The organism is Candidatus Pelagibacter sp. HIMB1715 (assembly GCF_052047595.1).
Lineage (GTDB): Bacteria > Pseudomonadota > Alphaproteobacteria > Pelagibacterales > Pelagibacteraceae > Pelagibacter.
In genome coordinates, this window is sequence record NZ_JBNAJY010000003.1 from 83,047 (window position 1) to 102,365 (window position 19,319).

Genomic DNA, 19,319 nt, shown 5'->3' on the forward strand with positions numbered 1-19,319 from the left:
CTTATTCTCCTAAAAAATGATGAATTATAGATCTTTTTTGAGACTCTAATCTATGTTCAAATAGATAGAGACCTTGCCAAGTACCCAGTAATAATTCTTTATTTTTAATACTAAGAGAAATTTGATTATTCGTTAATGCAGATTTAATATGAGCTGGCATATCATCTTCACCTTCAGTTGTATGAATATAAAGCGAATTATCCATTGGTGCTAACTTGTCAAAATATTTAATCAAATCAGTTTGTACATCTGGGTCTGCATTCTCTTGTACAATTAAAGACGCACTTGTATGCTGAATACTTAAATTTAAAATTCCATTCTTAAAATTATTTTCATTTATCCAATTAAGAGTTTGATCTGTAAATTCATATAACTTTTGACCATTGGTTTTTATTTGAAGATTAAAAAATTCTTGTTTCATGAATTCATCGCTTTAGATGTTAATTCGTATAATCTACTTATTGTTCTTTCAAATGGTTTTTCTAATAGTTTTGATGATGAAAATTTATCTAAACTTTGATCAGCTGTTACTGCAATAGGAACATCGTTATCATAAATTATGTCTAATAAAGTTATAAATCTTTGCTGTTGGTTAGAATTAAAATTATTAAACTGTGGTATTTGATCGATTACTATAAAAACACAATTTTTAATAATTTCTAAATAATCTTCTGCACCTAAATTCTGGTCACATAATGTTTTAAAATCAAATCTAGCCACTCCTTCATAAAAATTTTCTATTTTAAAATTTCTTCCTTTTACATTAATTATTTTCTCAGTTTTATTTTTATCTTTAGTAATAGTTCTAAAAAATTTATTTATTTTAAAATTAGTTTCTTCATGAAGTGGAAAAAAGTATCTATCTTGAGAATAATTTGATTTTCTGTAGTCATCTTCAATTACAAGTTCGTATTGAAAAGATTGATCCTCCATTATTTTTATAAATGGTTTGAATTGATCTCTTTGAAGACCATCTTTGTAAAGCTCAGAGATTTTAGTATTTGACGTTACGATTATTTTTATATCTTCTTTGAAAATTTGATCAAATAATTTTCCTAAAATCATAGCATCAACAATGTTAGTTACTTGAAACTCATCAAAGTAAATTATCAACGCTTTTGATTTTAAATCTTTAACAAATTCATTAATAATATTTTCTTGATTACTACCTTTTCGCTTATGAACAAAATTATGAAAACTCAACATAAACTCATTAAAATGTAATCTTAATTTCTTGTGATCTAATTGATCAAAAAAGAAATCTAAAATCATTGTTTTGCCTACACCAACATCTCCGTATAAATAAAACCCCTTTTTAAAAGATTGGCTTTGAAATATTTTTGATATTAATGATTGGAAATTACCCTCGTAGTATTCTTGTAATTTTTTTACTAAATCTATCTGACTAGGATTAATTTCTAAATTTTTTTTTTTACAGTGAGATATAAATTCTTTTTCAAAAGGTAGGGTCATCAACTTCTTTTAGTTTTAAAATCGATACCATATTCTGATCGTGGTCCTTTTCGTAAACCAAATGGTCCTGGAATAAATATTGTCATTGGTTTTGTGCCTGGTTGTAAATCAACTCTATGAAAAGCATTCGCTGATCTAAAACCAATGTATCCTGGCTTTCTCCAAAATCTTCCATTTTTTGTTGTTTCCCAGTACCCTCCTCTTAATATTATAGTAATGTATGGGCATAAATGATTATGCACACCATCACCATGATCATCATCTAACATTTCATGAATCAATATATTAAATGGAAACCATTTTGGTCTATTTCTGAATATCACATAATATCTATTCATCCACGGTTTTGCTTGATCAAATTTGGGGTGTGATGGTCCTCTATCTAGAACTACTTTTTTTCTTCCGATCTTTTCTAAAAATTTCAAGATCATATTTAATTGTATTGTACGATAGAACCGTTTCTAACTACATACAAATTATTATTAAATATAAATGGTTCTGAAACAATATCTCCAGAAACTTTTTCTACATTTAAAACTTTTCCTTCACTTAAATCAGCAATTATTATTTTTCCATCAGTATTTGTTAAATACAAATTAGTATTACCTATCACAAAACCAACTGGTTCAATTTCTTTTCTTTTTTTAATTTTATAATTAATAAAAAGATCTGTAATTCTAAGTATATTGCCTTTGTTTTTTTCAACTACATACAAATATCCATCATTAGAAACTGTAAAAATCAAATTGCCAGTAAATATTGGTGTAATATTTGAATTTAAATCATTTATCCAGTTAACTACTCCTGTTTTAACATCTACTGAATAAAATTCATTTTTATTATTAGAAAAAAAGATGGAATTTCCATCTGAGACTAGTTTTGATATTTTAAAGTTATAAGTTTCATTAATAATGCTACTGCTTTGAGTTGGTAACTGCCAAGTGATTAATCCAGTTTCAATATCAACAGCTGTGATATCTCCGATTGAGTTACTAAACACCACCATTTCATCAATTAAAATTAATGAATATTTTGCATTTGATATTGTAAAAGAATCTTCTGTTTGCAAATTCCAACATTCAGATCCATCTTCAATTTTATAGCATCTCAAAGTATTTTTATAATCAACAACAAAAATTTTGTTTCTAAAACTTTTGATATCTGAATTAAATGGATAGGTATTATTTTTTGTCCAATTCAATTCACCTGTTTCAAGATTAATCGAATAATATTTAGCAATACTGTCCGTGATAAATATACTATTTTCTTTAATTGCAAAATTTAACTTTGGTCTTAATTTTTTTTCTGACTTGGTGTAATGATTTTTTTTCCATAACACTTTTTTATTATTATCGTATCTAATAATTGTACCCTTTTTATCGAAGAAAATTAATCCATCTGATAGGAAAATTGGTTTGTAATTAAGATTATTTATTTCATCTAACTTTGAAAATTTAAAATTACCTATTTTTTCTAATTGGCCATCATAGCTTTGAGCGCCATAGTTATTAGTATTATCAATTATTTTATTAGATGTTCTTAATCCAGATAAATCAAGTTTAACTTCTTGATTAAATTCAGAGGCTTTTACTTCTTCCTCTGCAAATATTTTTTTTACATTTTCTTTTTCTGATAAATCTTTTTCCTTGTCTTTCCAAATTCTTGAATTTTCATTGAAAGAACAATTATTTATAAAAAAAAATGTAATAAATAATGCTAATAGTCTAATCACTCAAATCTCTGTTTAATCTTTTCTCTGATTCTATTCTTATATCTGGATTTGGATTTTCTAAAGTCGATATTTGTTGAAAAAATTCTTTTGCTTTTTGTTTTTGATCTTGTGCATAAAAATATTCTGCCATTAAGTATAATGCATGTGATTTCCATACACTTTCTGAATTAATTAATGGATTTAGCATCTTTAGTAAATCAGCTTCATTTGCCTGATCTGCATTAAAAAGTGCCTTTTTATAGATAACTAAATTTTTAATTTCTTTATCTAGTGATGTTTCATCGATTATGACATCAAATAATTTATTAACTTCACTTTGATCAGAAAGGAGATTGTTATCAATTATAAAATAAAGAGAAAGTGGAGAATAAGTTGGATCTTTTTGATTAATTATGTCCAATAATTTATTTAAAGTTATGTCTTTAGAACTTTCAGAATGATCAATAGTAATTGCATTAAAATTATCAGATATCTGTCTTTTTTTATCAGTTGTATATTTATCATAACTGTAAACACCTATTACAACCAAAACTAAAACAATAACTGAAGAAATTAGAAGTTTTTTGTTATTAACAAAAAAGTTCTTAATTTTTTCGTTTCTAGTATTCGTATTTATTATTGATAAATCTTCATCCATATCAAATCATGTTCCTTAGCACATATTGGAGAATTCCTCCATTTTTATAATATTCCAACTCATTTTTAGTATCTATTCTAGATAAAGTCTTCACTTTTTTAATTTCTCCAGAGATATATTTGATTTCTATAGTAACTTCATCAGAAGGATTTATGCCTTTTTCAATATCAACTACACTTATCAGTTCTGAACCAACTAAATTTAAGCTTTTTCTGTTTTCTCCATCTTTAAATTGCAGTGGTAAAATTCCCATTCCAATTAAATTTGATCTATGAATTCTTTCAAAGCTTTCAGCAATAACTGCTTTTACTCCTAAAAGTTTAGTTCCTTTAGCAGCCCAATCTCTCGAAGAGCCAGTTCCATATTCTTTACCACCTATTACTACTAAATCAGTTCCTCTCTTTTTATACTCAACAACTGCATCATAAACAGGCATTACTTTTTCTTCAGGATATAATTTTGTAAATCCACCTTCAGTTCCTGGTGCCATTTCATTTCTAATTCTAATATTTGCAAAAGTTCCTCTCATCATAACTTCATGATTCCCTCTTCTTGAACCATAAGAATTATAATCTTTAGGTAAAATTTGATGTTCCATAAAATATTCTCCAGTCGGACTATCTTTTTGTATGCTTCCAGCTGGTGAAATGTGATCTGTTGTTATCATATCACCTAATATTAATAACGGTCTTGCATCTTTAATTTCCTTAAATCCTTCTGGTTCATCAGACAAACCTTCAAAAAATGGAGGTTTTTTTACATAAGTTGAACCTTCATCCCATTGGTAAATACTGCTTTTTTCAGTTTTAATTTGTTGCCATTGAGTAGGACCATCAGAAACATTTGAGTATCTTTGAATAAACATATCAGCATTCAAAGATTGTTTTAAAGTATCTTCTATTTCTTGATTTGATGGCCAAATATCTTTTAAATATATATCTTTCCCATCTATACTTTTTCCAAGTGGATCTTTGTATAAATCAAACTCCATATGTCCTGCTATTGCGTAAGCAACCACCAATGGTGGAGAAGCTAAATAGTTTGCTTTAATATGTGGGGAAATTCTTCCTTCAAAATTTCTATTTCCTGATAGTACAGAAACGGCGTGAATATTTTCTTTTTGAATCGCTTCTACTATATTTTCAGGTAATGGTCCTGAGTTTCCAATACAAGTAGTGCATCCGTATCCAACTAAATTAAAACCTAATTGATCTAAATAAGTATTTAAACCAGCTTTTTCTAAATAGTCAGTCACTACTTGAGATCCAGGTGCTAATGATGTTTTAACCCATGGTTTAACTTCTAATCCATACTCAACAGCTTTTTTTGCAAGCAAACCTGCTCCAATTAAAACATTTGGATTTGAAGTATTGGTACATGAAGTTATAGCAGCAATTAAAATTGAACCATCTTGAATTTCATAATCAGTATTTGAAACTTTTGATATTGATTTTTTATCTTTATTAGTTGCTTCAGACAAAACTCTTTTAAATGAAGTCGGTGCATCAGTTAACAAAACTTTATCTTGAGGTCTTTTTGGCCCAGAAATAGTTGGTACAACCGTAGACATGTCTAATGAAATTACATCAGTAAATTCTAAATTATTACTTGCCCATAACCCTTGTTCTTTCGCATATTTTTCAACTACTTCGACAGTGTGCTGATCTCTTCCTGAAAATTTTAGATATTTTAAAGTTTCATCATCTATTGGAAAAAAACCACAAGTAGCACCGTATTCTGGAGCCATATTTGCAATAGTTGCTCTATCTGCAAGAGTTAGATTTTTTAATCCATCTCCATAAAATTCTACAAATTTTCCAACAACACCTTTGTCTCTTAACATTTTAACCACTGTTAAAACAAGATCTGTTGCCGTTGTACCTTCGGGCATTTTATTTTTAACTTCAAAACCAATCACTTCAGGTATCAACATAGATATAGGTTGGCCTAACATTCCAGCTTCTGCTTCAATACCACCTACTCCCCAGCCTAAAACAGAAAGTCCATTAACCATCGTTGTATGGCTGTCTGTGCCGACAAGTGTATCTGGAAATATATATTTCTCACCTTTAAATTCTTCAGACCAAACTACTTTAGATAAGTATTCTAAATTTACCTGATGACAAATTCCTGTTCCTGGAGGGACAATTCTAAAATTATCAAAAGCTTGTTGTCCCCATTTTAAAAATGAATATCTCTCACCATTTCTATTAAACTCTATATCTACGTTTTTTTCAAATGAATCTGCTTTTGCAGATTGATCAACTTGAACAGAATGATCAATTACAAGATCAACTGCTGATAATGGATTGATTGTATTTGGATCTTTATTTTTTTCTTTAACAGCCTCTCTCATTGCAGCTAAATCTGCAACAGCAGGAATTCCTGTATAATCTTGAAGCAAAACTCTTGCAGGTCTATATGCAATTTCAGTTTTTGATTTTTTTGTTTCCAGCCAATTTTTAATTGCTTCTATTTGAGATTTTGTAACACTCAAATCATCTTCGTATCTTAATAAATTTTCTAATAAAACTTTTAGAGATTTTGGAAGTTTATTAATTCCATCTAGCCCATTTTTTTCTGCTTCGCTTAATGAATAATAATTGTACTCTTTGTTATCAATGCTAATTTTTTTTAGTGAGTTGTAAGAATTTTTGTTTCCTGGTGTCATATTTTATAAATAAAAAGTTATTATGCTTGTTAAAAGAAGCAGTGACATAGCATAATTAAAATAATTAATAAATTTCTGATTTGTCGCAAATTTCCTAAAGAATTTACCCAAAAATGTCCAAAGAGTTATACTCGTTACCGAAACTAGTAAAGCCATAACAAGAATTTGAGTCGTATAACTCACAAATGTTTCTCCTGGATTTATATAAGTAGATACAAGAATTATAGATGCAATTACACCTTTTGGATTTAGAAACTGAAAGATAAAAGTTTCATGAAATTTAATTGGATTTTTATTTTTATTTTCTTGATTTGATGGACCTGAAAAAGAAATTTTATAAGCTAAATAAATCAAAAATAAAGTTCCTAAATATTTTAATATTTCTTGAATTAAAGGATAAAGCTTAAATATATTTATCAAACCTAAAGCTAGGCATAATAATAAAAACGGAAAACCAAGAGTGACCCCAATTATATGTGGAAGTGTTCTAACTATACCAAAGTTAAAACCAGAGTAAAAAGCAACAAAGTTGTTAGGACCAGGTGTAAATGCAGCAACAATTCCAAATAAAGTTATCGAAAGAATTTCAGGATGCATTACTAAGCAATTGGTAAACCATTCTCAGCTTTTTGTGATGGGTGTACTAAAGTAACTTTCCCTTCAGCATCTATTGCTCCTAAAACTAATACTTGTGAAACTACACCAGCAATATTTTTCTCAGGAAAATTACAAACTGCAATGACTTGCTTTCCTTTTAAATTCTCCTCATTATAATAATGAGTAATTTGAGCTGATGATTGTTTGACGCCAATTTCACTTCCAAAATCTACTTCAACCACTAAAGATGGTTTTCTTGCCTTTTCATTTTTTTTAACTGAAATTACAGTACCAACTCTAATATCTACTTTGTCAAAAATGTCATAGGTAATTTGCTCTTTAATCATAATATAATATAGTGTTTTAAGTTTATGAGTATAGATAACAATTTATATGAAAAATCAATCAAGATTTTAACTGACTTAATTGCATTTAAAACTGTCTCAGGCCAAGATAATAGTAGTTTAATTGATTATTGTGAAAACATTTTAAATAACATCGGAATAGATACTTTTAAAGTTTACGATGATGATAAAAAAAGAGTTAATCTCTTTGGGACTTTAAAAGCAAAAAATCAAAGCTCAAAAAAACCAATCATATTATCTGGACATACAGATGTGGTACCAGTTTCTAAAGGTTGGAGCAGTGATCCATTTGTTGCAACAATTAAAAATGATAAACTTTATGGAAGAGGATCATGTGACATGAAAGGTTTTATTGCATGTACACTTGCTTATGCACCAATCTTTAAAGAAAGTAATTTAGATAGAGACTTACATTTCTGTTACACATTTGATGAAGAGACTGCATGTATTGGCGCTCCTTTATTAATAGAGGAATTGAAAAAAAGAGATATCAAAAATGGAATTTGTATAATTGGTGAACCAACTACAATGAAAATTATAGATGCTCACAAAGGTATGAATGAATACACAGTTCACTTTGGAGGGCTAGCAGGACATAGTTCAAAACCACATTTAGGAGTAAATGCTGCAGAATATGCAACTAGATATGTTGGAAAACTTTTAGAAATAAGAGAAGAACTAAAAAAAAGAGTTAAAGAAAATAGTATTTTTGATCCTCCACATTCAACTTTATCAATTGGAGGTATTAAAGGTGGTATTGCTCACAATGTTATTGCAGACAAATGTAGTGTTGAATGGGAAACAAGGCCAGTTGTTAAAGAGGATGGAGAATTTGTAACAAATGAAATTGATAAATATGCAAATGAAGTACTTTTACCAGAAATGAAAAAAGTGTTTCCAGACTCTTATATAAAAAAAGAAGTGATAGGTGAAGTTGTTGGGTTTAATAGATTAGATGAGTCTGAAGCATGTGAATTTGTATCAAATATAACTGGTGATAATTCAAGGGAAGTAGTTTCTTTTGGAACAGAGGCTGGTTTATTTCAAGAACTAGGAATTAGTACAGTTGTTTGTGGACCTGGATCTATAGAACAAGCTCACAAAATTGATGAGTTCATAGAATTAAATGAAATGAAAAAATGCCTTAAATTTTTAGAAGGTGTAAAAGATAAATCGGTAAATTAACTCCAACCACCAACAGCTTTTACCTCTAAAAATTCTTCTAAACCGTGTTCACCTGCTTCTCTACCAATACCAGAATGTTTAAAACCTCCAAATGGTGCATCAACAGCAATACCAGCTCCGTTAACATCCACCATTCCAGATCTTAATTTTCTAGCAACTCTTTGAACTTTTTCAGAATCTTGAGTTTGAATATAGTTTGTTAATCCATAAGAAGTATCATTTGCAATTTTAATTGCTTCTTCCTCTGTTTCAAATGGAATAACAGATAAAACAGGTCCAAAAATTTCAGTTCTTGCAACATCCATATCGTTATTTACATCTGCAAAAACAGTTGGTTTAACAAAGTAACCTTTATCTAATCCGTCAGGTTTACCTGTTCCTCCAGCAACTAATTTTGCACCTTCATCAATACCTTTTTGGATTAAAGTTTGAATTTTATTGTATTGAGTCTCTGAAATAACAGGGCCTATATGTTCTCCTTCTTTTTTAGGATCACCCACCTCAAAGTTATCAGTGTATTTTTTTAATCTCTCTATAGCTTCTTCATACATTGATTTTTCAACCAACATTCTTGTTGGAGCATTACAAGATTGTCCAGAATTTCTAAAACATCTTAAAGCACCTCTTTCAATTGCTTCTGGATCAGCATCTTTAAAAATTATATTTGCGCCTTTACCACCTAATTCTAAGCTTACTCTTTTAAAATCTTTAGCAGCATTTTGAGAAATCAAAGCTCCAGCTCTTGTTGAACCTGTGAAAGAAATCATATTAATATCTGGATGGCTTGTAAGAGCATCACCTGTTGTTGCTCCATCACCATTAACTAAATTAAACACACCTTTTGGGAATTTTACTTCATCAATAATTTCAGCAAGTATCATTGATGAAAGTGGTGCTAATTCTGATGGCTTTAAAACCATTGTGCAGCCTGCCGCAATTGCTGGCATTACTTTTAAACAAACTTGGTTCATTGGCCAATTCCATGGTGTTATTAATGCACAAACACCTTTAGGTTCATAAATTAATCTTTGGTTAGGAGCGTGTTCTCCCAATGGTTTTTCAAATTCAAAATTTTTCAAATATCTGATAAATGATTTAATATGACTTGCTCCTGTTCCTGCTTGTAATTTTGTTGCAAAATCTTTTGGTGCACCCATTTCAAGAGTTATAGCTTCTGCAATATCTGCCCATCTTTTTTTATAGTTTTCATAAAGTTTTTCTAAAAGTGCAATCCTCTCTTCCTTAGAAGAAAAAGCCCAAGACTCATAAGCATCTTTTGCTGCAGTAACTGCTAAATCAACGTCTGCTTTATTTCCTAAAGTAATTACAGCACAGTTTTCTTCTGTAGCTGGATCAATTACATTAATTTCTTCAGCACTATTTGGTTTAACCCAAGCACCATTAATATAAAAATTTTTTTTATCTAACATGTTTTGACGTTATCCTTTCTTTATGTTTTTGCAAATAAATTTGTTAATTCATACACTATTGTTGCAGCTGCAAGAGATGTAACTTCAGCATGATCATATGCTGGTGAAACTTCTACTACATCAGCTGAAACTAAATTTAATCCAGATAACCCTCTTAAAACATTTACCATTTCTCTAGTTGTCATTCCTGCAATTTCTGGTGTTCCTGTACCAGGTGCAAATGCAGGATCCAAAACATCAATATCTATAGATAGATAAAGTGGATTATCTCCTACTCTCTTTCTAATTCTTTCTGCAATTTTATCTGTTCCTTCAGTTTGAAATTCATCACAGTGAATTATTTTAAAACCAAAACTTTCATCATTTTTAATATCATCTCTACTATAAAGAGGTCCTCTTATTCCAACATGCATTGAAGCATCATCTAAAAACAAACCTTCTTCTCTAGCTCTTCTAAAAGGAGTTCCGTGCGTATATGGGGCGCCGAAATAAGTATCCCAAGTATCTAAATGTGCATCAAAATGAACTAAAGAAACTGGTCCTTTATTTTTTTTATTAATCGCTCTTAACAATGGCACTGCAATTGTATGGTCGCCCCCTAAACTAATTATTCCACCTACTTTACTTAACAAATCAGTTGCTCCATCTTCTATTTGTTTAATAGCTTCATCAATACTAAATGGATTGCATGAAATATCTCCAGCATCAGCAACTTGTTGAATTTTAAAGGGTTCCACATCATAACTTGGATGATAATTTGTTCTTAAATGTCTAGATGCTTGTCTTATGCTCTGAGGACCAAATCTAGCTCCTGGTCTATAACTGGTTCCAGCATCAAACGGAACACCAACAATCGCCACATCACAGCTCTCGACATCTCTTAATTCTGGTAATCTTGCAAAAGTACTTGGACCAGCATATCGAGGTACTTTTGTTCCACTTACTGGTTGAATAGGATTTTTGTTTCTTTCTTTTGTCATTTTTTAATAATCTAAGATAATATTATCTAATCTAATTCGTCTATAATAAATTAATGAAAATTATTATTTTATTCATCTTAATATTTCAGTTTTCACAGGTAAATGCTGATGAAATATACAATCTAATCAAAATTCCGAACTTGGAAATCTATAAACTAAAAAATGAGAACAATATCCGTTATCTAAATGCAAAAGTAGATTTTAAAATAGGAGTAGATGACAACATTACTTGTAATAAAACAAATCAAGAAAATCTTAATACAAAATTTCCAATCATTGAGAGAAATATTAAAAGATACAATTCTAAATTTCTTAAAAAAATAGATTTAAAATACGTTGTATTTTGTGAAGATTTATTTATTTCAAACATTAATACTGGCGGAATACCAGATAATAAAAATAGAACTTTAATATTAGACATAAACTTTAACGAAAAATATTTTGAAAGAATGATTCATCATGAAATTTTTCACATGATTCAAAATAGTTATGAGAATGATTTTAATGATAAAAAATTTTCTTTATTCAATAATTCTGATTTTAAATACGCTGAATGTTCCACTTGCTCAGATAGATTAAATTTAGATTTATATGAAAATACTAATGGTTTTTTAACAGAATACTCTAAATCAATTCCATCAGAAGATATGGCTGAAATCTTTTCTTTTTTAATGGTTAATAAAAATTTGATTGAAGAAAAAATAAAAAACGACCCCATATTAAATAATAAGGTTAATTTTATTAAGACCAATATATTTAAAATCGATGAAAATATTTTATGATTAAAACAATTAAAGCTTCAAAATCAGAAAAAATTTTATTTATTTTTTTAATAGTTTTAGCCGTTTCTGCTTTTTCGTCTTTTTTTTTATTAAAAAATAAATGTCTATTTATAGACAATAATGATTTAAAAAAATTAAACTTTAAAAACTCGAATAATATTGCTGTAATGAATTTAGAATGTGGAAACGTTATTATTGAGTTATATCCTGAAATTTCTCCAAAAGCTGTTGAAAGATTTAAAATATTAATTGAAAAAAAAATGTATGATGGTTCAGCTTTCTATAAGGTAGTTGAAAATACTTTAGTGCAAGCTGGTGATCTTGAATTTGGAAATATTGAATATTTAGATTACTCAAAAATTGGAAGTGGAAAATCAGGATTAGGATTATTAAAATCAGAACTTAGTGATGATTTTGAATTTACTGAAGGTAGTGTTGGTTTTGCAAGATCAACAGAATTTGACTCTGAAGATAGTGAATTTTTTATTACCTTGAAAGATATCCCAATTTATCAAGGAGAATACACTCCAATTGGAAAGGTGAAGTATGGACTGGAAATACTTAAGAAAATAAAAACAGGGAATAAAGCAATCTATGTACTAAGACCTGATTATATAAACACTTTTAGAATGTTAGAGACTAATTAACTAAAGGTTTTCCAGTTGAAAGAGTGTGTTTAATTCTTTCTTGAGTTTGTTTGGTTTCTATCAATCTCATAAAAGAATCTAACTCTAATTTATATAGATCATCCTCTGATAAAGTTTTATCTAAATTTGTATCACCACCACTTAACACATTTGCAAGTTCTGTTCCAACATGCATTCCATGATCTAATATAATTTTTTCATTATATAATTTCTCTAAAACTTTAATCATCTTCTCTTTCAAAGGTTTTCCAGATAAATTAAATTTGCATTCTTCTGGAGGAACAAAATCGTTATTTTGATGAATAAGTTTTCTAGCCTCCTCAAAAAGACTGTTTCTATTCATGATTTTTTTATCCTCAGGTTTTAAGTATTTTAAAGGCTCTGCTTCTACAGGAGAAGTTGCAGTTTTTGCGTATCCAATAATATCAAATACTTTTAAAGGAGCATAATCAGGATCAGATTTTGCTTCTTCTGTTTGCGACCATCTCCATAACATTTCTTTACATCCACCTCCAGCTGGCACCAATCCAACAATTGTCTCTACAAGACCAACCACAATATTTGTGTGTGATGCAACAAAGTTACTTTGAACTAAAACTTCAAAACCACCACCTAAAGTAAGACCTGAAGGTGCAGAAACTACTGGGTGCTTAGAATACTTTAATGTTTTGCAAGTATCCTGAAAGTATTTAATAAATTTTTCTATAGATTTGAAATCATTCTTGTCTGCAAAATTCATAGTATAACTCAAATTCACACCTGCAGAAAATTGCATACTTTCATTCATAACAATAAGCGGTTTGTCAGTTGCATTTTTTAATGCATCCATTGAATCATAATCTAATGCACAAGCTTTTGTAGTAAATTCTACAATATTAAAATCTTTAAAACGGTGAATTTCAGCAGAATTATTTTTATCTAATTTTATTGCTGTTGGTCTTATTTTTCCTAATGTTTCAATATCAGTATATAATTGTCTTTCTCCATAAAAGTTTTCATCTTTTGACTTAGATAAATTTTCTAAAAATTTATTATTTTCAAAATTATCTATTCTTGAAAAAAAGTTTTCTACTCCAATTGATTTTAACATTTCAAAAGGACCCATTGCCCAATTGAAACCAAGTCTCATTGCTTCATCAATATCATTGAACTTATCTGTAATTCCTGGAACTAGAGAAGACGCATATTTAATTATTTTAGAAATTACTTCCCAAGCATATTCTCCATATTTATCTTTTCGATTAATTAAATTATTAATATCTACAGTCTCAACTCCTAAATCTATTTTTTTTGAGTTTGTGTATTCACCTGTTTCTAAATTGATAGCTTCTAATACTTTTTGGTTTCCACTTTTATTCATTCTGTAAAAACCACCTTTTCCTTTTCGTCCAGTGTAGCCAGTATCAATCAATTTTTTTACTAACGGAATTTCTTTTGCAACAATTTGAAATTCGTCATTATCAGAAAGTTCTTTAATAAAGCTTTTTAAAACATCAGCCATCAAATCAATTCCAATTAGGTCATATAATCCAAAAACTCCTGTTTTAGGTATTCCCATTGGTCTTCCAAAAACTGCATCAGCTTCTTCTATAGATAGTTTCATTCTAAATGCCTCTGTCATTGCTACCTGCATTGCATAAACACCTATTCTATTTCCTAAAAAACCAGGAGTGTCATTGCAAACAATAGCTCCTTTACCTAATTCAATTTCACAAAATTTTTTAAGAGAATTAATTTTATTTAAATCATTATTTTCGTTTTTTACAATTTCAAGTAACCCCATGTATCTGACTGGATTAAAGAAATGAGTAATACAAAAATCTTTTTTTTCTTCTTCAGTTAATTTTTCCGATAAAACTTTAATTGGGATAGATGATGTGTTTGACGAAACAATTGCCCCCTGTTTTCTATTCTTAAATATTTTTTCATAAATATTGTGCTTTATATCAATTCTTTCAACAACAGCCTCAACAACCCAATCAGCTTCTTTTACTACATCAAAATTATCATTAATATTTCCAACTTTAATATTTTCAATTTTGGTTTTATCTAAAAGTAATGGAGGTCTTGATTTATGAATTCTATCCCTAGCTTTTTCAGATATTTCTGTTGTTAAATCTAAAAGAGTTACAGGTACATTTGCGTTACACAGGTGCGCTGCAATTCCACTACCCATCGTACCGGATCCAATAACAACTACTTTTTTTATATCCATAAATAAAAAACTTTTATTGAATTAATCAAAAACTTGAAATAAGACAAATTTCCTGATTAATTAAATTGGTAAGCTATATAAATTAACACAATATTAAAGAGAAAAATGTATAATTCAGTAATAGCTGGTTACTCCAGGTCACCATTTGCAATGGCAAATAAAGGGAATTTAATAGATGTAAAACCAGTTAATCTACTAGCTGAAGTAATTAAAAATCTTCTTTCACAATCAAAAATTAATCCAAAAGAAATTGATGATGTTGTTATTGGGTGCGCTTTTCAGGTTGGTGAACAGTGTTTTAATATTGGAAGATTAGTAACTTTTTTATCAGATTTAGATATGAGAGTTCCTGGTATGTCTGTAGATAGATGGTGTGGATCTTCTATGGAGGCAATTCATATTGCTGCTGGGAAAATAGCAATGGGATCAGGTAAGATATTTATCTGTGGAGGAGTAGAAAGTATGACAAGGGTTAGAACTGGATTTGATCCTTTGCCCTACCCTTATTCTGATGAAGAAAAACAAAATCCACATTTGTATTTATCCATGGGAATTACTGCTGAGAATGTTGCAAAAAAATATAATATTTCAAGAACAGAGCAACAAAAATTCTCTTTAGAAAGTCATAGAAAAGCAAATGAAGCACAACAAAAAGATAATTTTAAAAATGAAATTACTAAGATAGGTAATTGTGAATTAGATGAAAATATCAGACCTAATAGTACAATGGAAAAATTAGATAGTTTAAAGTTAGTATTTGATCAAAATGGAACTGTAACAGCTGCAACTTCATCTCCACTAACTGATGGGGCTGCTGCAACTCTGATATGTGAAGAAAATTTTGCTATAGAGAATGGTTTAGAAATTCTTGGGAGAATAAAATCTACTGCTGTTGAAGGATGTGATCCAAATTTTATGGGATTAGGACCAATTTCAGCGACTAAAAAAGCTTTGGACAGAGCTAAACTTTCAATAAAAGACATTGATATTGTGGAGTTAAATGAAGCCTTCGCATCTCAATCACTAGCTTGTATCAAAGATTTAGAAATAGATATTAATAAAGTAAATTTAGATGGAGGTGCAATTGCTTTAGGACATCCTTTAGGGGCAACAGGTGCAAGGATAACTGGAAAAGCTGCACAACTTTTAAAAAGAGAAAATAAAAAATATGCTCTTGCTACTCAATGTATTGGCTTAGGAATGGGGATTGCAACAATAATAGAAGCAGTTTAACTATCTATTAATTCCTCTTAATCTCTCAGATCTTCTTCTTAATAATTCTGCACTAATTAAAATTAAAGTTGAAAGAATAATTAAACACGTTGCAACAGCTAAGATTGTTGGACTTAACTGTTCTCTTAAACCAGTCCACATTTGAACTGGGATAGTAGTATTTTCTAAACCAGCAAGAAATAAAACAACAACTACTTCATCAAATGAAGTTACAAATGCAAATAAACCTCCTGAAATTACACCTGGCAATATTAATGGAAGAGTAATTTTCATAAAAGTGTTTACGGGGTTACTACCTAAGCTAGCGGCAGCTCTTGTTACACTATGATCAAATCCTGATAATGTTGCGGTTACTGTAATTACAACAAATGGAGTTCCTAGTATTATATGAGCAAAAACTATCCCTGTATGTGTTGCTGCCAAACCAACTTTTGCCATGAAAAAAAATATTGCAACACCTGATATAATTAACGGAACAATCATTGGTGAAATTAAAGTAGCCATTATAATTCCCTTATAAGGCATGTGCCTACTGCTTAAACCTAACGCGGCCAATGTCCCAAGTATTATCGATCCTATTGTTGCAAATATTGCAATTATAAAACTATTTTTTGCAGCTAATCCCCATGGGTTTTTAGTTCCATAAACCATATCCTTGTACCATCTTAGAGAAAAGGCATCAGGATCAAGATTTTTCATACCCTCAGAAAATACTAAAAATTCTTCAGCATTAAATGATAATGGAAATATTACGAATAAAGGTGCAACTAAAAAGAAAAATACAAAAGCACAAATGGCTAAATAAACATAATGCCAAATTCTATAACGCGTTTCTGTATAACTTGGTAATGCCATCTTTATCCTAATTTAATATTATCAACTCCAACTAATTTATTATAAATCCAATACACAACTAAAACTCCAGTTAGCAACATTAATCCCATTGCAGAAGCAAAACTCCAATCTAAAGTTGTTTTCATATGATATGCGATCTGGTTACTAATCAAAGTTCCAGAGGCACCTCCTACTAATGCTGGAGTAATGTAATATCCAATTGCCAATATAAATACTAATAAACATCCTGCTCCTATACCTGGTATAGTTAACGGGAAATAAACTTTCCAAAAGGCAACGAAAGGTGTTCCTCCTAAAGATTTCCCTGCTCGCATTAAACTTGGAGAGATTGTTTTCATAACACTATAAAGTGGAAGAACCATGAAAGGTAATAATATTTGTGTCATTGCCACATAAGTTCCAACTTTATTATACATCATCTCTGGTCTGTTATCGTCAGCAACCAACCCTATCATGACAAAAAAATCATTAACGACTCCTTGTTGCTGTAACAAAATCATCCAACTTGCAGTTCGAACTAGCAGTGAAGTCCAGAATGGAAGAAGAACACAAATCATCAAAAGATTTGAATACTTCATTGGCAATGTTGCTAATAAATGAGCAATGGGATAACCCATTAAAAAACAGAATAGAGTTACAAAAAAGGCAATTTCTAAAGTTCTTAACCATAAGATCCTATGAATTCTTCTATCTTCATCAACCTGAGCAATACTTCCATCAGCGGCAAAATACATATCCATACCCTTTAGATATTTAGCTAATGTATAAGGTGGCGCTGTTCTTTTTATAGCCTGCCAATACTCAACGTTACCCCAGTTCTTATGAACCTTTATCATTTGTTCTTTGAAACTAGCGGTTTCGTCTATTTTTTTTCTTTTAATATTTCTGAAAAGTCTTTTCGTTGTTGAGTTAAAACCATTTTTCTCTTTATTTAATCTTTGCCCAAGTTTTCCATGCTGCTGGTTTTCAACTAAAACCTTATAATCATAATAAAAACTCTCAAACACTTCCTCTGATGGTAATTCTTTTCCATCCCATTTTTCCATAGATTTAAATGTTTTGGGAAGCATATTGGTGATCATTTTGTCATCAATACTTCTGGTAAACATTTCACCAATTGGAAAAATGTAAGTAATTATTAAAAATAAAAGTAGAGGAGCTACTAGAAGAAAAGCTTTAATCTTATTCTTCCGTTCAGCTTTTTTTAAACTGACCTCGAGTGGTATTCCGTCAGTTGTTAAAATTTGTTTTGCCTCAGAGCTCATAAAAAAATAGGGCGGTTAGTTAATAACCGCCCTAAATATATTATATAAATTCAGTGATTAAAACTGAAATTATAGGCCTGCTTTAAAAGCTTCCCACTTCTCACCAATCTCTGTTCCATAGTCAGCCCAGAAGAATGGGTCTACTAAGAAATAGTTTTTAGTATTTTGTGGAGCAGTTGGCATTTGAGGCATCATTTCTGTTTTACCATCTTTGTACCATGGCTCACCAGCAGTGATTACATCAAGAGAAGATTTTCTCCATGGAGCGTATGCAATGTACTTCGCGCTACCAGCTAACATCTCAGTGTTAGTCATCATAGCTAAAGCTTTCATAGCATTCTCTTGGTCTGGACCACCATCAACAAGTGCGAAATATTCATAGTCAAGTCCTTGACCATCCCATACTTGTTTAATTGGAGCACCTTCACCAACTTCAGCATTGAAGAATCTTCCGTTCCAACCAGTTGCCATTACAACTTCACCAGCAACTAATAATTCAGGTGGTTGAGCACCTGCAGACCAGAATACACATCCACCATTTGGATCTGTACATAGTTCTTTAATTTTATTTAACGCTCTGTCGATTCCACCGTCTTCTAAAAGTTTTCTGTAAACTCTAGTTCCGCCGTCACCTAACTTCACGCCATCCGCAGCTAAAGCAATTTCTAAATTAGTTAAAGCACTAGTATAGATTGCTCTTTTTCCTGGGAATTTTTTAGTGTTAAAGAAATCCTTAATTGATTTAGGCTCTTTACCACCAAATGCTCTTGTATCAAAAGCATAGTTCCAAGAATATAAGATGTTTCCTACAGCACATTCACTTGGCATTCCTGTGAAGAAATCTTCACTTGCAGGAGTTCCATCTGGTGCAGCTGGGAAGTCTTTGTCAAAATCAAATTTAACAAATAAACCTTCATCACATCCGTTAATTGTATCGAATGCAAATAAGTCTATGATATCCCAAGTAATAGCACCTGCTTCTTTTTGTGCTTTAATTTCTGATAAACCACCAGAGTAATCAACCCAATTGATTTCTACTCCTAGTGCCTTAGCAGTTGGATCACCATACCCTAACTTTTGAGACTCTGTATAAGCTCCACCCCAAGATGCAACAGTAACTGCAAATGCTGATGAAGTTATTGAAAGAGCAAAAGAAAGAGCAAGTAATAATTTACTTAATTTTTTCATTATTCCTCCGTTTAAACGTTAATATAAATTAATTTATATAATGAAAGTACACCAAAATGAGCAA

At 30.1% G+C, this 19,319-nt stretch carries 18 protein-coding genes; 4 read left to right on the forward strand and 14 right to left on the reverse strand.

Translation table 11 applies throughout. The annotated features are described in order from the left end of the window. Position 1: 1 nt before the first annotated feature. From ACTTAY_RS01040 to ACTTAY_RS01075, 8 genes are read right to left on the reverse strand one after another with little or no spacing between them, the layout of a single operon-like run. Positions 2–421, reverse strand: a complete 420-nt coding sequence (locus tag ACTTAY_RS01040) for a secondary thiamine-phosphate synthase enzyme YjbQ (RefSeq protein WP_440672038.1) — start codon at positions 419–421, stop codon at positions 2–4. Next, positions 418–1,473 (reverse strand): cell division protein ZapE, encoded by a 1,056-nt coding sequence (gene zapE, locus ACTTAY_RS01045; protein ID WP_440672039.1) that lies wholly within the window; start codon positions 1,471–1,473, stop codon positions 418–420. Before zapE ends, ACTTAY_RS01040 begins: the two co-directional genes overlap by 4 nt. Then, the gene (locus ACTTAY_RS01050; RefSeq protein ID WP_440672040.1) at positions 1,473–1,904 is read right to left on the reverse strand and encodes a hypothetical protein; all 432 of its coding nucleotides are present in this window, start codon (positions 1,902–1,904) and stop codon (positions 1,473–1,475) included. The genes zapE and ACTTAY_RS01050 overlap by 1 nt, the downstream gene beginning before the upstream one ends. Before the next feature lie 2 nt (positions 1,905–1,906). Next, positions 1,907–3,205, reverse strand: coding sequence for a PQQ-binding-like beta-propeller repeat protein (locus tag ACTTAY_RS01055; RefSeq protein ID WP_440672041.1), 1,299 nt, complete (start codon positions 3,203–3,205; stop codon positions 1,907–1,909). Beyond that, on the reverse strand, positions 3,198–3,842 hold the full coding sequence (locus ACTTAY_RS01060; RefSeq protein ID WP_440672042.1) for a tetratricopeptide repeat protein: 645 nt from the start codon (positions 3,840–3,842) through the stop codon (positions 3,198–3,200). The genes ACTTAY_RS01055 and ACTTAY_RS01060 overlap by 8 nt, the downstream gene beginning before the upstream one ends. A gap of 1 nt (position 3,843) precedes the next feature. Beyond that, positions 3,844–6,513, reverse strand: coding sequence for an aconitate hydratase AcnA (gene acnA / locus ACTTAY_RS01065; RefSeq protein ID WP_440672043.1), 2,670 nt, complete (start codon positions 6,511–6,513; stop codon positions 3,844–3,846). 3 nt (positions 6,514–6,516) lie between these two features. Further along, positions 6,517–7,110 (reverse strand): LysE family translocator, encoded by a 594-nt coding sequence (locus ACTTAY_RS01070; protein ID WP_440614078.1) that lies wholly within the window; start codon positions 7,108–7,110, stop codon positions 6,517–6,519. Positions 7,111–7,112: 2 nt separating this feature from the next. After that, positions 7,113–7,454, reverse strand: coding sequence for a tRNA-binding protein (locus ACTTAY_RS01075; protein ID WP_440672106.1), 342 nt, complete (start codon positions 7,452–7,454; stop codon positions 7,113–7,115). A gap of 27 nt (positions 7,455–7,481) precedes the next feature. On the opposite strand from ACTTAY_RS01075, the gene argE reads away from it, so the two are divergent. Beyond that, on the forward strand, positions 7,482–8,660 hold the full coding sequence (argE, locus tag ACTTAY_RS01080; protein ID WP_440672044.1) for an acetylornithine deacetylase: 1,179 nt from the start codon (positions 7,482–7,484) through the stop codon (positions 8,658–8,660). Here argE and ACTTAY_RS01085 read toward each other — a convergent pair. Next, positions 8,657–10,090, reverse strand: coding sequence for an aldehyde dehydrogenase family protein (locus ACTTAY_RS01085; RefSeq protein WP_440672045.1), 1,434 nt, complete (start codon positions 10,088–10,090; stop codon positions 8,657–8,659). The genes argE and ACTTAY_RS01085 overlap by 4 nt on opposite strands. Before the next feature lie 20 nt (positions 10,091–10,110). Continuing rightward, on the reverse strand, positions 10,111–11,070 hold the full coding sequence (gene speB / locus ACTTAY_RS01090) for an agmatinase (protein ID WP_440672046.1): 960 nt from the start codon (positions 11,068–11,070) through the stop codon (positions 10,111–10,113). A 53-nt stretch (positions 11,071–11,123) separates the two neighbouring features. Here speB and ACTTAY_RS01095 point away from each other — a divergent pair, with 53 nt between their 5' ends. Both ACTTAY_RS01095 and ACTTAY_RS01100 read left to right on the forward strand, forming a co-directional pair. After that, a complete protein-coding gene (locus tag ACTTAY_RS01095; RefSeq protein WP_440672047.1) occupies positions 11,124–11,852 on the forward strand; it encodes a putative zinc-binding metallopeptidase in 729 nt (242 codons plus the stop codon). Next, the gene (locus tag ACTTAY_RS01100; protein ID WP_440672048.1) at positions 11,849–12,499 is read left to right on the forward strand and encodes a peptidylprolyl isomerase; all 651 of its coding nucleotides are present in this window, start codon (positions 11,849–11,851) and stop codon (positions 12,497–12,499) included. The genes ACTTAY_RS01095 and ACTTAY_RS01100 overlap by 4 nt, the downstream gene beginning before the upstream one ends. Here ACTTAY_RS01100 and ACTTAY_RS01105 read toward each other — a convergent pair. Continuing rightward, positions 12,492–14,714, reverse strand: coding sequence for a 3-hydroxyacyl-CoA dehydrogenase NAD-binding domain-containing protein (locus ACTTAY_RS01105; RefSeq protein WP_440672049.1), 2,223 nt, complete (start codon positions 14,712–14,714; stop codon positions 12,492–12,494). The two genes, ACTTAY_RS01100 and ACTTAY_RS01105, sit on opposite strands and share 8 nt — an antisense overlap. A 105-nt stretch (positions 14,715–14,819) precedes the next feature. Between ACTTAY_RS01105 and ACTTAY_RS01110 the strand changes: the two genes are divergently transcribed. Next, a complete protein-coding gene (locus ACTTAY_RS01110) occupies positions 14,820–15,947 on the forward strand; it encodes a thiolase family protein (RefSeq protein WP_440672050.1) in 1,128 nt (375 codons plus the stop codon). Here ACTTAY_RS01110 and ACTTAY_RS01115 read toward each other — a convergent pair whose 3' ends face one another. The 3 genes from ACTTAY_RS01115 to ACTTAY_RS01125 all read right to left on the reverse strand — a co-directional run bounded on the left by ACTTAY_RS01115 (position 15,948) and on the right by ACTTAY_RS01125 (position 19,255). Next, positions 15,948–16,802 (reverse strand): ABC transporter permease, encoded by an 855-nt coding sequence (locus tag ACTTAY_RS01115; protein WP_440614070.1) that lies wholly within the window; start codon positions 16,800–16,802, stop codon positions 15,948–15,950. 2 nt (positions 16,803–16,804) lie between these two features. Next, a complete protein-coding gene (locus ACTTAY_RS01120) occupies positions 16,805–18,067 on the reverse strand; it encodes an ABC transporter permease (RefSeq protein WP_440672051.1) in 1,263 nt (420 codons plus the stop codon). A 69-nt stretch (positions 18,068–18,136) separates the two neighbouring features. Beyond that, positions 18,137–19,255 (reverse strand): extracellular solute-binding protein, encoded by a 1,119-nt coding sequence (locus tag ACTTAY_RS01125; protein ID WP_440672052.1) that lies wholly within the window; start codon positions 19,253–19,255, stop codon positions 18,137–18,139. Positions 19,256–19,319: the final 64 nt, after the last annotated feature.

Coding starts and splice junctions, on each gene's coding strand:
- argE (WP_440672044.1), top strand. CDS start 7,482: ATGAGTATAGATAACAATTTATATGAAAAATCAATCAAGATTTTAACT.
- ACTTAY_RS01050 (WP_440672040.1), bottom strand. CDS start 1,904: ATGATCTTGAAATTTTTAGAAAAGATCGGAAGAAAAAAAGTAGTTCTA.
- ACTTAY_RS01095 (WP_440672047.1), top strand. CDS start 11,124: ATGAAAATTATTATTTTATTCATCTTAATATTTCAGTTTTCACAGGTA.
- acnA (WP_440672043.1), bottom strand. CDS start 6,513: ATGACACCAGGAAACAAAAATTCTTACAACTCACTAAAAAAAATTAGC.
- ACTTAY_RS01100 (WP_440672048.1), top strand. CDS start 11,849: ATGATTAAAACAATTAAAGCTTCAAAATCAGAAAAAATTTTATTTATT.
- ACTTAY_RS01110 (WP_440672050.1), top strand. CDS start 14,820: ATGTATAATTCAGTAATAGCTGGTTACTCCAGGTCACCATTTGCAATG.
- ACTTAY_RS01040 (WP_440672038.1), bottom strand. CDS start 421: ATGAAACAAGAATTTTTTAATCTTCAAATAAAAACCAATGGTCAAAAG.
- zapE (WP_440672039.1), bottom strand. CDS start 1,473: ATGACCCTACCTTTTGAAAAAGAATTTATATCTCACTGTAAAAAAAAA.
- ACTTAY_RS01105 (WP_440672049.1), bottom strand. CDS start 14,714: ATGGATATAAAAAAAGTAGTTGTTATTGGATCCGGTACGATGGGTAGT.
- ACTTAY_RS01125 (WP_440672052.1), bottom strand. CDS start 19,255: ATGAAAAAATTAAGTAAATTATTACTTGCTCTTTCTTTTGCTCTTTCA.
- ACTTAY_RS01060 (WP_440672042.1), bottom strand. CDS start 3,842: ATGGATGAAGATTTATCAATAATAAATACGAATACTAGAAACGAAAAA.
- ACTTAY_RS01120 (WP_440672051.1), bottom strand. CDS start 18,067: ATGAGCTCTGAGGCAAAACAAATTTTAACAACTGACGGAATACCACTC.
- ACTTAY_RS01070 (WP_440614078.1), bottom strand. CDS start 7,110: ATGCATCCTGAAATTCTTTCGATAACTTTATTTGGAATTGTTGCTGCA.
- ACTTAY_RS01085 (WP_440672045.1), bottom strand. CDS start 10,090: ATGTTAGATAAAAAAAATTTTTATATTAATGGTGCTTGGGTTAAACCA.
- speB (WP_440672046.1), bottom strand. CDS start 11,070: ATGACAAAAGAAAGAAACAAAAATCCTATTCAACCAGTAAGTGGAACA.
- ACTTAY_RS01115 (WP_440614070.1), bottom strand. CDS start 16,802: ATGGCATTACCAAGTTATACAGAAACGCGTTATAGAATTTGGCATTAT.